At 41.2% G+C, this 15649-nt stretch carries 15 protein-coding genes; all 15 read left to right on the forward strand.

What is annotated here, in order from left to right:
• The 15 genes from ACSSTM_RS00210 (at position 1) to rpoD (ending at position 15395) form a co-directional block, all read left to right on the forward strand.
• Positions 1 to 960, forward strand: a complete 960-nt coding sequence (locus ACSSTM_RS00210; protein WP_060596660.1) for a PhoH family protein — start codon at positions 1 to 3, stop codon at positions 958 to 960.
• 114 nt (positions 961 to 1074) lie between these two features.
• On the forward strand, positions 1075 to 3186 hold the full coding sequence (locus tag ACSSTM_RS00215) for an HD family phosphohydrolase (protein ID WP_370876313.1): 2112 nt from the start codon (positions 1075 to 1077) through the stop codon (positions 3184 to 3186).
• Positions 3187 to 3666 carry an rRNA maturation RNase YbeY gene (gene ybeY / locus ACSSTM_RS00220; RefSeq protein WP_012010615.1) on the forward strand — a complete coding sequence of 160 codons (480 nt, stop codon included), beginning with the start codon at positions 3187 to 3189 and terminating at the stop codon, positions 3664 to 3666.
• Entirely contained in the window at positions 3644 to 4030 is a 387-nt protein-coding gene (locus ACSSTM_RS00225) for a diacylglycerol kinase family protein (protein ID WP_437403948.1), read from the forward strand. Before ybeY ends, ACSSTM_RS00225 begins: the two co-directional genes overlap by 23 nt.
• 113 nt (positions 4031 to 4143) lie before the next feature.
• Entirely contained in the window at positions 4144 to 4542 is a 399-nt protein-coding gene (locus ACSSTM_RS00230; RefSeq protein WP_034661347.1) for a cytidine deaminase, read from the forward strand.
• Complete coding sequence (gene era, locus ACSSTM_RS00235) at positions 4535 to 5440, forward strand: GTPase Era (RefSeq protein ID WP_099726610.1); 906 nt, start codon at positions 4535 to 4537, stop codon at positions 5438 to 5440. Before ACSSTM_RS00230 ends, era begins: the two co-directional genes overlap by 8 nt.
• A gap of 148 nt (positions 5441 to 5588) precedes the next feature.
• The gene (locus ACSSTM_RS00240; protein WP_003217288.1) at positions 5589 to 5732 is read left to right on the forward strand and encodes a YqzL family protein; all 144 of its coding nucleotides are present in this window, start codon (positions 5589 to 5591) and stop codon (positions 5730 to 5732) included.
• Between the two features lie 35 nt (positions 5733 to 5767).
• Positions 5768 to 6538, forward strand: coding sequence for a DNA repair protein RecO (gene recO, locus ACSSTM_RS00245; protein WP_420734866.1), 771 nt, complete (start codon positions 5768 to 5770; stop codon positions 6536 to 6538).
• A 332-nt stretch (positions 6539 to 6870) separates the two neighbouring features.
• The gene (gene glyQ / locus ACSSTM_RS00250; RefSeq protein WP_012010611.1) at positions 6871 to 7758 is read left to right on the forward strand and encodes a glycine--tRNA ligase subunit alpha; all 888 of its coding nucleotides are present in this window, start codon (positions 6871 to 6873) and stop codon (positions 7756 to 7758) included.
• Positions 7751 to 9796, forward strand: a complete 2046-nt coding sequence (gene glyS, locus ACSSTM_RS00255) for a glycine--tRNA ligase subunit beta (RefSeq protein ID WP_034661343.1) — start codon at positions 7751 to 7753, stop codon at positions 9794 to 9796. Before glyQ ends, glyS begins: the two co-directional genes overlap by 8 nt.
• 166 nt (positions 9797 to 9962) lie before the next feature.
• Positions 9963 to 10601, forward strand: coding sequence for a helix-turn-helix transcriptional regulator (locus ACSSTM_RS00260; protein WP_024423017.1), 639 nt, complete (start codon positions 9963 to 9965; stop codon positions 10599 to 10601).
• Positions 10602 to 10626: 25 nt separating this feature from the next.
• Positions 10627 to 11448, forward strand: coding sequence for a pyruvate, water dikinase regulatory protein (locus ACSSTM_RS00265; protein WP_008342399.1), 822 nt, complete (start codon positions 10627 to 10629; stop codon positions 11446 to 11448).
• Positions 11449 to 11709: 261 nt separating this feature from the next.
• Complete coding sequence (locus tag ACSSTM_RS00270; RefSeq protein WP_034661340.1) at positions 11710 to 12210, forward strand: YaiI/YqxD family protein; 501 nt, start codon at positions 11710 to 11712, stop codon at positions 12208 to 12210.
• A gap of 32 nt (positions 12211 to 12242) precedes the next feature.
• Positions 12243 to 14072, forward strand: coding sequence for a DNA primase (gene dnaG, locus ACSSTM_RS00275; protein ID WP_437403949.1), 1830 nt, complete (start codon positions 12243 to 12245; stop codon positions 14070 to 14072).
• 201 nt (positions 14073 to 14273) lie between these two features.
• Positions 14274 to 15395, forward strand: a complete 1122-nt coding sequence (rpoD, locus tag ACSSTM_RS00280; RefSeq protein WP_008342392.1) for an RNA polymerase sigma factor RpoD — start codon at positions 14274 to 14276, stop codon at positions 15393 to 15395.
• The last annotated feature ends 254 nt before the right edge of the window (positions 15396 to 15649 follow it).

Here is a 15649-nt window from a genome sequence, read left to right on the forward strand (position 1 = left end):
ATGACAGAACATTTACTTGAAATTCAACAAAAATTAGATAGCCCAAACGAAGCGATTGCTTTATTTGGAAATCAAGATGCTTATCTGAAACTGATGGAAAACGAGCTGAATGTCTCCATTATTACGCGCGGAGAAAAAGTGTATGTTTCTGGTCAGGAAGCATCAAGAGAAACAGCGAGCCGTCTGATTACATCTCTCTTACATCTCATCCGAAAAGGAATTGAGATTTCTGAACGGGATGTCGTCTATGCTATTAAAATGGCGCAAAAAGACAAGCTCAATTATTTTGAAAATATGTATGAAGATGAAATTACGAAAAATGCTAAAGGGAAGTCAATCAGGGTAAAAACCATTGGCCAGCGGGAATATGCTGCGGCGATGAAAAAAGATGACCTGGTCTTTGGAATTGGACCAGCTGGAACAGGGAAGACGTATTTGGCAGTCGTCAACGCGGTACATGCACTGAAAAATGGACATGTGAAACGGATTATCCTGACAAGACCAGCTGTTGAAGCAGGAGAGAGTCTTGGCTTTTTACCAGGTGATCTAAAGGAAAAAGTAGATCCTTATTTAAGACCACTATATGATGCCTTGCATGATGTGCTTGGCAGTGATCATACGGAACGTTTAATCGAGCGCGGCGTGATTGAAATAGCGCCTCTTGCCTACATGAGAGGGCGGACACTCGATGATGCATTTGTTATTTTAGATGAAGCGCAGAATACAACGCCTGCCCAAATGAAAATGTTTTTGACGAGACTTGGGTTTGGCTCTAAAATGGTCATTACAGGAGATATTACACAGATTGATCTGCCGAAAGGCATGCAGTCTGGTCTTGCAGCTGCAAAGGACATGCTTGCAGAGATCAAGGGCATTTCATTTATTGAGTTAGACCAGACAGATGTGGTCAGACACCCGCTTGTGGCGAAGATCATCGGAGCATACGAAAAGCAAAAATGAACTTAGTGACCCGATCGTCTTCATCGGGTCATTTTGTTTCGATCGTGGTTTAAAGTAAAAAAGGAGGTACTTTCCTTGAGAAAGAATCAGAAAGACAGTCAGCGCAAAAGACTACTGTCTAAAAAAGAACCTCAGAAAATGGAGCGCTCACGTTATTTAAATGTTTTGCTATACGCAGGTTTAGCAGCCATTCTATTCGTGGTGCTCTTCTTCCATGTAAAGCCTGAATCGCTCGACTTAGATTTATTTTCAGTGAGCGAACAGACCATCTATTCTCCATCAACCGTCGATGATCAAGAAGCGACAGAAGAAAAGAAGCAAGAAGCAACAGATCAAGTAGAGGATCAATATACACTCAAAAAAGCGTATTCTGACAATCGTGTTGACCTCATCTCCTCCCTTTTTGAAGCCATTAAAGAAGAGAAGAAAGCAGCTGATGAAAAAGAGAATCCGCCATCAGATAAAGAAATGGTCAAGCGTGTCAAAGAAAAACTCACATCAGATATGCAGGAGGCTGTTTCAGACCAATCCATCAAAGCACTGCTTCAGGCAAGTGACGAAAATCTCTCTTTTACTAAGGATTCCATCATCACAGTGGTAAATTCACTGATGAGTAAAGAAATCACAGCAGCGAAATTACAAGATGAGAAAAAACAAGTGAAAACAGAGCTTGAAAATAATTCAATTCCATCAAAATACTTAAATGCAGCAAAAGAAATTGGTGAATTTGCGATCATTCCAAACTATGTATTTGATCCAGTGGCTACAGAGAAGAAAAGACAAGAAGCCGCTGATAATATTCAGCCCGTTCAGATTAAGCAAGGGCAAATTTTAGTCGAAGAAGGAGAACTTATCGACCGGGAAGTGTATCGTAAATTAGAACTGACAGGCCTCTTAAACAGCTCCAATTTGATTAAGCCTGTAAGCGGTCTTATGATATTGATTGGTCTGTTTTTAGCAGCGATTATTCATTCACTTGAAACGAGGAAAAAATCGCTTGTTCATAAGAATAAGTCGTTGCTGCTCTACTCGCTTATTTTCACCATTATTTTAGTCATCATGGAAGTATTCAGTCTCTTCCAGGAAACGAAGTATACGACGATAGGTTATGTGGTACCAGTGGCACTTGGCACGATGCTGATCAAGCTGCTTATCAATGAGCGGCTAGCGATCTTCTCTGGCCTTGTATTTGCTCTTTGCGGCAGTATGATGTTTAATCAAGGAGTAACCGGCGTCTTTAACTATGTGATCTGTGCTTATTACCTTGTGAACGGGATGGCGGGCATTTTATTTTTGAGAAAGCATAATGCACGTTCAAAAATATTGCAGGCAGGGCTTTGGGTCGCTTTGGTGAATGTCCTTGTGGTTCTATCCATTACGCTGATCCAAAACTCCTCACCATCAGGGCTTGAAATCGGTGTGAACCTCATGATGGCGTTTGTGTCAGGGTTTGCATCATCTATTTTGGTCATCGGGTTAATGCCTGTGTTTGAGAGTATGTTCGGCATCCTTTCAACAATGAAGCTGATTGAATTATCAAACCCAAATCATCCGCTGCTCAAAAAGATTTTAACAGAGACACCAGGTACATATCATCATAGTGTCATGGTGGCAAATTTAGCGGATGCTGCATGTGAAGCAGTTGGCGCAAACGGTCTTTTAGCAAGGGTTGGCGCTTATTATCATGACATTGGGAAAACGAAAAGACCGCAATACTTTATCGAAAACCAAATGAACATTGATAATCCGCATGACAAGCTTTCTCCTCAGCTAAGTAAAAATATCATTATTGCCCATACGACAGATGGAGCTGATATGCTGAGAGAAAAGAAGTTTCCTGAAGAGCTTGTCGATATTGCAGAACAGCATCACGGGAAGTCACTGTTAAAGTTCTTTTACTATAAGGCAAAAGAGCGTGATGATCAGGTGACAGAGGAAGAATTCCGTTATCCTGGTCCAAAACCGCAATCAAAAGAAGCGGCAATTATTTCTGTAGCGGACAGCGTTGAAGCGGCAGTACGATCGATGCATAATCCAAATCCAGAGCGAATCGAAAAGCTCGTCAAAGGCATTATTTCAGATAAAATGCAGGATGGGCAATTTAGTGAATGTGATCTGACATTTAAAGAATTAAATATTATTGGTCAAACGATTTGTACAACATTAAAGGGGATTTTTCATTCTCGGATTGAATATCCAGATGCCCCGAAGCAGAAGGTGAAGTAAATGACATTGTTAATCGATTTAATAGATGAAACAGGACAAGTATCAAAAGAGCAGCTTGAAGAAGTGGAAAAGCTTCTTCAGTTCGCTGCAGATGCCCTTGAGGTCAAAGATCAAGCGGAGGTATCAGTGACGATCGTCTCGAATGAAGAGATTCATCAAATCAATAAAGAATACCGCGGGAAAGACGCACCAACGGATGTCATCTCCTTTGCACTTGAGGAAGAAGGAGAAGGGGAAATTGAAATCATTGGTGCTGATGATATTCCGCCTGTACTCGGCGACATCATCATTAGTGTGGACCGTACGAAAGAGCAGGCAGAGGAATATGGACATTCCTTTATGAGAGAGCTTGGATTTCTCACCATTCATGGGTTCCTTCATTTGCTCGGGTTTGATCATATGACAGAAGAAGATGAAAAAGAAATGTTCGCCAAACAGACAAAGATCTTGGATGATTATGGCCTTTCAAGATCTTCGTAAGAAGAGAAGGCCGCTTGCCCGTTTTTTTCGGAGTTTTTATTATGCATTTAGAGGAATATGGCGAACTTTCTTGAATGAACGGAATTTTCGATTTCACACAGTCGCAGCCATCATCGTGGTGATCTGCGGCTTTTGGTTTCACATTGAACCATTCGAATGGACGATCGTTTTGCTTTTATGCGGGGGGATGTTTGCGCTTGAACTTGTCAATACAGCCATTGAACATACAGTGGACCTGATGACAGAAGAGAAGCACCCTCTTGCAGAGAGAGCGAAGGACGCTGCAGCAGGCGCTGTTTGCGTTTACGCCGCGATTTCGGTTATGATTGGGTTGATCATCTTCTTACCGAAGATCATGCAATAGAACAATATTACTATTTATTAACATTTTTAGAAATGGGCGTGAAAATGTCACGTGAATTATGTAAAATATAAATGTGACAGTGGGTCCATTTCTTCTGAAAGTGGGAACTAGGAATGAACAAACAAGAGTTGATTTCAGAAGCAGTTAAAGCAAGAGATTTTGCATATGTACCCTATTCAAAATTCAAAGTCGGTGCAGCATTATTGTCGAATGATGGAAAAGTGTATGGCGGCTGCAACATTGAAAATGCAGCATATGGTATGTGTAATTGTGCGGAAAGAACAGCACTTTTTAAAGCCTATTCAGAAGGCATCACATCGTTTCAAATGCTAGCGGTAGTGGCTGATACAGACCGGCCTGTTTCGCCTTGCGGCGCATGCAGACAGGTCATTTCAGAGCTATGTGCACCTGATATGCCAGTGATTCTAACGAACTTAAAAGGACATATATACGAAACAACAGTAAACGAACTATTGCCAGGCGCATTTTCACCGGAGGATTTAAATGACTAACGAAAGCTTCAAATCAGGATTTGTATCAATTATTGGAAGACCAAATGTAGGAAAATCAACCTTTCTTAATCGTGTGATTGGACAAAAGATCGCGATCATGAGTGATAAGCCCCAAACGACACGAAACAAAGTGCAAGGTGTCTTAACAACAAACACGTCACAAACGATCTTTATCGATACACCAGGGATTCATAAACCTAAGCATAAGCTTGGTGATTTTATGATGAGAGTGGCTCAAAATACACTGAAGGAAGTCGACCTGATCTTGTTTATGATCAATGCAAAGGAAGGCTATGGCAAGGGTGATGAATTCATCATTGAACGACTCAAGCAAACATCTACACCGGTATTCCTAGTCGTCAATAAAATCGACCAAATTCACCCAGATGAGCTGTTCCTTTTAATTGATGAATACCGCACACGTTATCCATTTAAGGAAATTGTGCCAATTTCAGCTCTTGAAGGAAACAACATTGACACGCTTCTTCAGCAGATTGAAGGTTATCTTCCTGAGGGCCCTCAATTTTATCCGGCAGATCAAGTAACAGATCATCCAGAACGGTTTATTATTTCTGAATTAATTCGTGAAAAAGTGCTGCATTTAACGAGAGAAGAGATCCCGCACAGTATTGCAGTTGCGATCGAATCCATTAAGCCAGATGAAAATGGCAAGATCCATGTTGCGGCGACCATTGTCGTAGAACGTGATTCACAAAAAGGGATCGTCATTGGTAAACGAGGCAGCTTATTAAAAGAAGTGGGACAAAAAGCACGCAGAGATATTGAAGCACTTCTCGGTTCAAAAGTGTATCTGGAGCTTTGGGTAAAGGTTCAGAAGGACTGGCGTAATAAATCCACTCACCTTCGTGACTTCGGATTTAGAGAAGACGAATATTAAAAAATCTCTGCTGTTGTCATAAAATCTGACAATGGTGCGGTTCGATTAGTAAAAATTGTTTATCATGAAATGGAGGTAGCTTGGTCAAGATAAAATTAATATGTTGGATGTAGCGTTGCTGCTTCTAATAAAGAAAGGTGGGGTTTTTATGTTGAATTTTACATGGAACGTATTTTCACAAACAGGAAGCGTTGACACGTATCTGCTTTTCAAAGAGTTAGAAAAGGAGAACCTGGAAAGACCCGATGTACTTGAAGAAGAGATAGCACGATTTGATTTTCCAATCTTATAATTCTTGACCCCCTCCAATGCTCGGAGTGTAGACAAATGCTCATTAAAAGTGAAGGAATCGTCCTTAGAACAACAGATTATGGCGAAACAAACAAAATTGTCACGCTGCTCACTAGAGAACATGGGAAAATTGGCGTGATGGCAAGAGGTGCAAAAAAATCAAACAGCCGCCTGTCAGCCATAAGCCAGCCGTTTTTATACGGAACCTTCCTGATCCAATCATCAACAGGACTTGGAACGCTCCAGCAAGGCGAAATGATTGAAAGTATGCGAACCATTCGGGAGGATTTATTTTTGACCGCATATGCCGCATATATGACAGAGTTACTCGATAAAGGCACAGAAGAAAAAAAGCCAAACCCTTATTTGTTTGAGCTCCTGCATCAATCTCTGCGTCATCTGAATGAAGGCACAGATGCTGATATTATCTTATTTATCGTAGAGGTCAAAATGTTATCAGTAATGGGAATGAAGCCTGAACTTGATCAATGTGTCCATTGTGGTCAAAAAGAAGGGCAGTTTCATTTCTCTATTAGAGATAACGGCTTCATTTGCCAAAATTGCTTTTCTAAAGATCCGTATAAACTGCCCTTATCCCCAGCAGCTGCAAGGCTGCTCCGTTTATTTCATTATTTTGATTTATCAAGGCTCGGTCAGGTTGATGTGAAACCGCAGACGAAACAAGAAATTCGTCAAGTGCTCGATCACTACTATGAAGAGTATTCAGGCCTTTATTTGAAATCAAAAAAATTCATGAATCAGATGGAATCCATGAAAAAGCTAATGGGCGGGGAAAACAAAAGTTGACATCTCCCTTGACTTTTTGTAAGATCATCTAAGATAAAATATGTTGCATTGACAGAAAGAAGTACTTACGCAGAATTCATTAAAAGCGACCTTAGGGCGGTGTGAGCTAAGGATGGAGGCGTAACGAAAGGCATTCTTGAGCAACGTAAAACAAAGCGGCTGGATGCTACGACACCAGCAAATAGGGTGGAACCGCGGGAAAAACTCTCGTCCCTATGTTTGCAAGGAGCCTTGCGAGCATAGAGACGGGAGTTTTTGTGTTCTCTTGCGGGGTTCTCATCCCCACCCGCCATATCATAGCGGATGGTGTAGAAAAGATGGAGGTGCGATCATTGAATATTCAAGACATGATTTTGACGCTGCAAAAGCATTGGTCAAATGAAGGCTGCGTATTAATGCAGGCGTATGACACAGAAAAAGGTGCCGGAACGATGAGTCCATACACGTTCCTGCGAAGCATTGGCCCAGAGCCATGGAAGGTAGCATATGTAGAGCCTTCAAGACGCCCGGCTGATGGCAGATATGGAGAAAACCCAAATAGATTGTATCAGCATCATCAATTTCAAGTGATCATTAAGCCGTCACCTGACAATATTCAAGAACTGTATCTTGAATCATTGAAAGCACTTGGTATTGACCCGCTGAAACATGATATTCGTTTTGTGGAAGACAACTGGGAAAACCCATCTCTTGGCTGTGCAGGACTTGGCTGGGAAGTATGGCTTGATGGGATGGAAATTACACAATTCACGTATTTCCAGCAAGTCGGCGGCTTAGAATGTAAGCCTGTTTCCGTTGAAATCACATACGGTATTGAACGTCTTGCTTCCTACATCCAGGACAAAGAAAATGTTTTCGATCTTGAATGGACAGACGGATTTACGGTCAGAGATTTATTCTTAATGGCTGAATATGAGCACTCTGTTTATACATTTGAAACATCTAATACTGACATGCTGTTTGAGTTATTTACGACCTATGAGAAGGAAGCGCATAGCCAAATGGACAAAGGGCTTGTTCACCCAGCATACGATTATGTGCTCAAATGCTCTCATACGTTTAACCTGCTCGATGCAAAGGGCGCGATTTCTGTTACCGAGCGAACTGGCTATATCGGAAGAGTGCGCCAGTTAGCCAGAAAAGTAGCCAAAACATATTATGAAGAACGAGAAAAATTGGGATTCCCTATGCTAAAAGAGGAGGCGGCTTCTCATGAATAAACAAGATGTATTACTCGAAATTGGCTTAGAAGAGATGCCGGCTCGTTTCATGCCGGAAAGCACAAAGCAGCTAGGTGAGAAAGTAAAAGCATGGTTTGAAACGCAAAATATTTCATTTGAAGATGTTGCTTTATTCAACTCACCAAGACGTCTTGCTGTACTCGTGAAAGGTGTCGCAGAAAAACAAGAAGACATCAAAGAAGAAGCAAAAGGCCCAGCTAAAAAGATTGCGAAAGATGCTGAAGGCAATTGGACAAAAGCAGCAGAAGGCTTTGCCCGCGGACAAGGTGCCTCAACAGCTGATCTCTATTTTAAAGAGATCAAAGGAGTGGACTACGTTCATGTCCAAAAGTTTCAAGAAGGAAAGCAAGTCAAAGACCTTCTGCCAGCGTTAGGTGAGATCGCCGCCTCATTAAGTTTTCCAAAGAACATGAGATGGGGAAGTAAAGATTTACGCTATATCCGTCCGATTAAATGGATTGTTTGTTTATTTGGAGAGGAGATTGTACCTGTTGAAATTGCTGGGGTGAAAAGCGGCCGTGAGACAAGAGGACACCGTTTCCTTGGTAGGGCAGCCACCATCGACTCGCCTGCTTCTTATGAGCAAACATTGCGCGATCAATTTGTCATTGCAGATTCAGATAAAAGAAAACAATCCATTACTAAGCAGCTAAATGCCCTATCTTCAGAAAAAGGCTGGGTCATTCCTGTTGATCCTGAGCTTCTAGAAGAAGTCAACGATCTTGTAGAATATCCAACGGTGCTTTCTGGTTCCTTTGAAGAAGAATTCCTTGCATTGCCGGAAGAAGTATTAGTGACCACAATGAAAGAGCATCAGCGCTACTTCCCTGTGAAAAATGAGCAAGGGGAATTATTGCCGCACTTTATTACGGTCAGAAATGGAAACAGTGAGGCGCTTGAAAATGTCGCAAGAGGGAACGAAAAAGTACTTCGTGCACGTTTATCAGATGCTGCATTCTTCTATAAAGAAGACGAAAAACTAGTCATTGATGACAATATTAAGAAGCTTGATAAAGTTGTATTCCATGAGAAACTTGGCACAATTGGCGACAAGCTAAAGAGAGTGGCAGACATTGCGACCCGTCTAGCAGCGCATGTCGGTGCAGATGACGAAACGACAAAACGAGTGGCAAGAGCAGCAAGTATTTCGAAGTTTGATCTTGTGACTCAAATGGTCTATGAATTCCCAGAATTACAAGGAATCATGGGCGAGAAATATGCAAAAGCACTTGGCGAACATGAAGAAGTGGCAAAGAGTATCAACGAGCACTATATGCCGCGCTTTGCCGGTGATGAGGCGCCCTCCACTTTGATTGGTGCGATTGTGGCAGTAGCAGATAAGCTGGATTCTATTTGTTCCTTCTTCTCAATTGATGTCATTCCAACAGGCTCTCAAGACCCTTATGGACTGAGAAGACAAGCGAGCGGTATCGTTCAAATCCTGCTCGATCGTCATTGGAATATTTCATTTAAAGAGCTTTTGGCACTTGCTCAAGTAGAAGCAGAACATGAAGCTGCTCTGATTGAATTTTTGACACACCGTTTAAAATATGTCCTCCAAGCAGAGCATATCCGTCATGATGTTGTGGATGCAGTGCTGGATGTTGAAAATATTGAACCTTATGCAGTCGTGAAAAAAGCAGCTGTTCTTGAAGAGAGCGTGAAACAAGAAAGCTTCAAAGAAACGGCAGAAGCATTAGGACGCGTCATTTCAATCAGTAAAAAAGGGGAAGATGCAGAGATTCAGCCTGAGCTGTTTGAAAATGAGCATGAGCAAAAGCTATATGAGGCGTATCAACAAGTAGAGACAGCTGTCAAGGAACATGTAGCAGCAGGGCAATACAGCGCAGCACTTGAGGCGCTAGATACGTTAAAAACACCGATTGTTCATTATTTCGATCACACAATGGTACATGCGGATGATGAAAAGCTGAAGCGAAATCGTTTGGCGCAAATGGTCAAACTAGCCAAAGTCATTCAATCATTTGCGAATATGAACAATTTAATTGTAAAATAAATACCTAAGAACGGTTGCCTTTTTCGAAGGGCAATCGTTTTTTACTCATTTAATTCACGGTTTTTGAGTGGATTTTTGTTTCATTCGGACAAAGATGCGCTATAATATGATGAGTTATGAAAATGATATACATAAAGTAAAGATTCGCTCTCTCTATTTAAAGGTGGTGAGTACAATCGAGTTAAATAAACGGCAAGAGCAGATTTTACAGATTGTCAAAGAGAATGGTCCGATCACTGGAGAGCATATCGCCGATCGGCTGAACTTAACTAGGGCGACCCTCAGACCGGATTTAGCCATATTAACGATGTCAGGCTTTTTAGAAGCAAGACCAAGGGTCGGCTACTTTTTCACAGGAAAAACAGGCACGCAGCTTCTAGCAGATAAGCTGAAAAAACTTCAAGTAAAAGATTTTCAATCCATTCCAGTGGTGATACATGAGAATGTTTCAGTTTATGATGCGATTTGTACGATGTTTTTAGAGGATGTGGGCACATTATTCGTTGTGGATGATCACTCTATTTTAACAGGCGTGTTGTCAAGGAAAGACCTCCTTCGCGCAAGTATTGGAAAACAGGAGCTTCCATCTATCCCTGTCCATATTATTATGACAAGAATGCCGAACATCACCGTTTGCCGCAAGGAAGATTTTATTATGGATGTGGCGAAGCACTTGATTGAAAAGCAGATAGATGCACTTCCTGTTATAAAAGATACGGATAAAGGCTTTGAAGTGGTCGGCAGAATTACGAAAACAAACATGACGAAAATACTTGTTAGCTTATCGGAGAATGAAATAATCTAATTACAGAAGACTGCGAGGGGATGTTATGAGTAATCGCGTAATTTTTGTGGTATCAGATTCAGTAGGAGAAACGGCAGAGCTCGTGGTCAAAGCGGCACTTAGCCAATTTGATGGCGGTTCATCAGACCATTCAAATATTAGAAGAATTCCGTATGTAGAGGATGTCGGTACGATTAAAGAAGTCATTTCACTGGCGAAAGCAGATAACGGAATCGTCTGCTTTACTCTTGTTGTGCCAGAAATGCGCCAATTCTTAATTGAAGAGGCAGAAGCAAACGGAGTCGTTTATTATGACATCATCGGACCACTCATCGATAAAATGGAGACTGCTTATGGAAATGAAGCGAAACATGAGCCGGGGCGTGTACGTCAATTAGATGAGGACTATTTTAAAAAGGTTGAAGCCATTGAGTTCGCAGTGAAGTATGATGACGGCAGAGACCCAAGAGGCATTCTAAAGGCTGATATTGTGCTCATCGGTGTATCACGCACATCTAAGACACCATTATCTCAATACTTGGCGCATAAACGGCTGAAGGTAGCGAACGTTCCAATTGTTCCTGAAGTAGATCCGCCAGAGGAGTTATTTTCAGTTGATCCAAAAAAATGCATCGGTCTAAAAATCAGTCCAGACAAACTAAATCATATTCGTAAAGAGCGTTTGAAATCTCTAGGTTTAAATGATCGCGCAATTTATGCGAACATTGAGCGGATTAAAGAAGAACTAGAGTATTTTGAAAAAGTGGTGGACCGCATTAACTGTCAAGTCGTTGATGTATCGAATAAAGCAGTTGAGGAAACGGCAAATGTCATTCATCAAATGCTGACCAAAAGAGGTTCCGAATAAACTCAGGATGCTCCTCCTGGGTTTTTCCTATGGTGGGAAACGGGTAAACAAAAACAATGGCATATTTGCTGCATTTGTATTATAATAAAAAATTGTGATAAAATGATTGATTTTAGGTTTAAGTTAAGTCAAGAACGAATAAACTAATATTGGCAGAAGTCAAGTGATTCTGAACATAACTTTTCGACAAAATGAGTTTTACTGTTGTTTGCTATATGGGGGGAAAGTATGGTCTTTTTGCTTCTCTAAAGCAGGAATAAGGTGGAGGGATGGAGAATTAGTCACCTGAATGAACATAAACAAGAGAGGGCGATTTATGTCGATGCAGATGCTTGTCCTGTAAAAGACGAAATCCTTTCTGTCGCATCTCAATTTCAAGTACCTGTGATGTTCATTGCTTCATATGAGCATTTTCAAACCAAAAGATCTCCACTTGAAGATTGGCGCTTTGTAGATACACATAAGGAAGCAGCGGATTTAGTCATTGCGAACTCAGCTGCCGCGCATGATATTGTCGTCACCCAAGACATTGGTCTTGCCTCCTTACTGCTTCCAAGACAGGTCATTGTACTGTCTGAAAGAGGACGGATGTACACAAACGAAACAATTGATTTTGATTTGGAACGCAGACATGTTTCCAGTAAACAGCGAAGAAAAGGTGTATATGGAAAAGGTCCCAAAAAGCTTTTAGAAGAGGATAAAAAGCGATTTATTGCGCAGCTACAAAAAATCCTGTCGAATCATGAAGGATTTTTGAATTAAAAGGCGAATAATGTACGACGGAGTGTTATAGGATGAGCAAACGTATACCAGATGAACTTTTGGAGCAAATCCAAAAAAACGCAGACATTGTCGAAGTGATTGGAGAATACGTACAGCTTAGAAAGCAAGGTCGAAATTACTTCGGTCTTTGTCCATTCCATGGTGAAAATACTCCTTCATTCTCTGTTTCAGCAGATAAGCAAATCTTCCATTGTTTTGGCTGTGGTGCAGGAGGTAATGTATTTTCGTTCCTCAGACAAATGGAAGGCTACTCATTTATTGAAGCCGTTTCACATGTTGCTGATAAGTACCATATTGATTTGCCTGATCATGTAGCAAATGCTCAGGTCAGCTCCTCACAGCAAGAGGACACTGCAGATCATAAAATGATTGAAGCGCATGAGCTTCTTAAGAAATTTTACCACCATTTGCTGGTAAATACAAAGGAAGGTCAAAACGCACTCGATTATTTACGGGCGAGAGGCTTTACGGATGAAACAATTGCCAAGTTTGAGATCGGATATGCTCTTGACTCTTGGGGTTTCGTGACCAAGTTTTTAGAAAAACGAGGGTTTGATCCTGTGATGATGGAGAAGGCTGGTCTTTTGATTCAACGTGAAAACGGAACAGGCTTTTTTGACCGCTTTAGGGATCGTGTGATGTTTCCCATTCATGATCATCATGGGACAGTCGTCGCTTTTTCCGGAAGATCGCTTGGTGATCAGCAGCCTAAGTATATGAATAGTCCTGAAACGCCACTTTTTCATAAAAGTAAGCTGCTTTATCACTTTCATGACGCGCGTATGCATATACGAAAACGCGAACGGGCGGTTCTTTTCGAAGGATTTGCTGACGTCATTTCAGCTGTCACATCAGGTGTCGGCGAAAGTGTTGCAACAATGGGTACGTCTCTAACAGAAGAGCACGTAAAACTTCTCAGACGTAACGTAGAAGAGATCATTCTTTGCTATGACTCTGACACGGCCGGTTATGAAGCCACCATGAAAGCATCAGATTTGCTTGGAAAAAGAGGATGTAAAGTTCGCGTTGCCATGATACCAGATGGACTTGATCCAGATGATTACATTCGTAAATATGGCGGCGAGAAATTTAGGAATGACATCATAGATGCAAGTGTGACATTAATGACTTTTAAGATGAACTTTTTCCGTAGGGGAAAGAATTTATCTGACGAAGGAGACCGGCTTACTTATATGAAGCAGGTACTCCGAGAAATTAGCCGGTTAAACGGTTCCTTGGAACAAGAGATTTACATGAAACAGCTTGCTGGAGAGTTCTCGATCTCACTTGATTCATTAAAAGAACAACTGGAGCTGTTTGAAAAACAGCAGCGGCAAGAAGCCAAAAGCACACAGGAAGAAAGCGGGCTTGAAAAACGGCGTGCACATCTGTCAACACAGGTAAGAAGAAAGCGTCTGCGGCCAGCATATGAAAATGCAGAGCGAATGCTGCTTGCTCATATGTTAAAAAGTGATGACGTGATCCGAAAAGTACTTGACAGAGTAGGGATTGAATTTAATATAGATTCTCACAGGGCGCTGGCCACGTACATTTATGCTTTGTATGAAGAAGGCAAAGAACCAACGCCGCAGCATCTGATGAACCGTATAGAAGATGATGTCATCAATCAGCTTCTGACGGATATATTCATGATTCAAGTTGGAGACGAACTAAGTGAAGCTGAATTAAGTGATTATGTAAAAAAAGTGTTGAATCATCGGAATTTGTCAATGATAAAGGAAAAAGAACTAGAACGTGCAGAAGCGGAGAGGCAAAAAGATTTCTTCAAAGCGGCAACACTTGCAAAAGAAATTATTCAGTTGAACCGTTCGCTGAAGTAATACGTCTAATATTTATGACAAGACTTACGGCTGGCAATGAATCCTTTACGGGAGGAGCATAAGACCGCAAGCATCTTGCCTTCATCATTATTTATTTTATTCCTATTTGCTCATCTGTTTGATAAAGAGAGAAAAGCAGAGCGAAAGCAAATCGCAAGTTACTTTAGAATTCGTTGCAAGCTTTGGAAGGAGGGATCCATAATGGCTGATAAACAAGCCCACGAAACCGAAACTGAATTAACCTTTGAACAGGTGAGAGATAAGCTCACTGAAACGGGTAAAAAACGGGGCGTTTTAACATACGAAGAAATTGCAGAGCGTATGTCTAGCTTTGAAATTGAATCAGACCAAATGGATGAATACTATGAATACTTAGGCGAACAGGGTGTAGAGCTCATCAGTGAAAACGAAGAGACAGAAGACCCAAATGTTCAGCAGCTGGCTAAAGCAGAAGAGGAATTTGACCTGAATGATTTAAGCGTACCACCAGGTGTCAAAATTAATGATCCTGTTCGTATGTACTTAAAAGAAATCGGACGCGTCAATTTGTTATCTGCTAAAGAAGAAATTACGTATGCTCAAAAGATCGAAGAAGGCGATGAGGAATCAAAAAGAAGATTAGCGGAAGCAAACCTTCGTCTCGTTGTCAGCATCGCGAAACGCTACGTCGGTCGTGGTATGCTGTTCCTTGACTTGATTCAAGAAGGAAACATGGGTCTTATGAAGGCAGTTGAGAAGTTTGATTACCGCAAAGGATACAAATTCTCAACATATGCAACCTGGTGGATTAGACAGGCGATCACGCGTGCGATTGCCGATCAGGCCAGAACAATCAGGATCCCGGTTCATATGGTGGAAACCATTAATAAATTGATCCGTGTTCAAAGACAGCTTCTGCAAGACCTAGGCAGAGAACCAACGCCAGAGGAAATTGCTGAAGACATGGATTTAACTCCAGAAAAGGTAAGAGAAATTCTTAAAATTGCGCAAGAGCCTGTATCTTTAGAAACACCTATTGGTGAAGAAGATGACTCGCATCTTGGTGATTTTATTGAAGACCAAGAGGCGACATCTCCATCTGACCATGCTGCATACGAATTGTTAAAAGAGCAGCTTGAAGATGTATTAGACACGCTAACGGACCGTGAAGAAAATGTACTGAGACTACGCTTCGGACTAGATGACGGAAGAACACGTACGTTAGAAGAGGTTGGAAAGGTGTTCGGCGTCACAAGAGAGCGTATCCGCCAAATTGAAGCGAAAGCTCTGCGTAAATTAAGACACCCAAGCAGAAGTAAACGATTAAAAGACTTCTTAGAGTAGAAACTGGACGGATCTTGAAAGAGATCCGTTCTTTCTTCATCAAAAATGAAAACGCTTTTTTCAATCTGATTATATTTTACTGAATAACAAATGAATTTGCAACGTTCTTAGAGAAAAGATGTATAAAAAATACATCAAAATGTGCTGAAGGCTTCATTTCTCATCTTGTATCATTTTTGTCTAATCTGTGAACTTGACCAAAGTTTTGTATCATAATTCGTTTACTTTTTGTAAAATTAAAGTAGAATTAGAAT

Source organism: Bacillus sp. RK1064 (assembly GCF_051488405.1).
GTDB lineage: Bacteria > Bacillota > Bacilli > Bacillales > Bacillaceae > Bacillus.

Bases quoted from the DNA above. Each gene is read 5' to 3' on its own strand.
- ACSSTM_RS00210 (WP_060596660.1), top strand. From the start codon at position 1: ATGACAGAACATTTACTTGAAATTCAACAAAAATTAGATAGCCCAAAC.
- ybeY (WP_012010615.1), top strand. From the start codon at position 3,187: ATGACATTGTTAATCGATTTAATAGATGAAACAGGACAAGTATCAAAA.
- ACSSTM_RS00225 (WP_437403948.1), top strand. From the start codon at position 3,644: ATGGCCTTTCAAGATCTTCGTAAGAAGAGAAGGCCGCTTGCCCGTTTT.
- ACSSTM_RS00230 (WP_034661347.1), top strand. From the start codon at position 4,144: ATGAACAAACAAGAGTTGATTTCAGAAGCAGTTAAAGCAAGAGATTTT.
- era (WP_099726610.1), top strand. From the start codon at position 4,535: ATGACTAACGAAAGCTTCAAATCAGGATTTGTATCAATTATTGGAAGA.
- ACSSTM_RS00240 (WP_003217288.1), top strand. From the start codon at position 5,589: ATGTTGAATTTTACATGGAACGTATTTTCACAAACAGGAAGCGTTGAC.
- recO (WP_420734866.1), top strand. From the start codon at position 5,768: ATGCTCATTAAAAGTGAAGGAATCGTCCTTAGAACAACAGATTATGGC.
- glyS (WP_034661343.1), top strand. From the start codon at position 7,751: ATGAATAAACAAGATGTATTACTCGAAATTGGCTTAGAAGAGATGCCG.
- ACSSTM_RS00265 (WP_008342399.1), top strand. From the start codon at position 10,627: ATGAGTAATCGCGTAATTTTTGTGGTATCAGATTCAGTAGGAGAAACG.
- dnaG (WP_437403949.1), top strand. From the start codon at position 12,243: ATGAGCAAACGTATACCAGATGAACTTTTGGAGCAAATCCAAAAAAAC.
- rpoD (WP_008342392.1), top strand. From the start codon at position 14,274: ATGGCTGATAAACAAGCCCACGAAACCGAAACTGAATTAACCTTTGAA.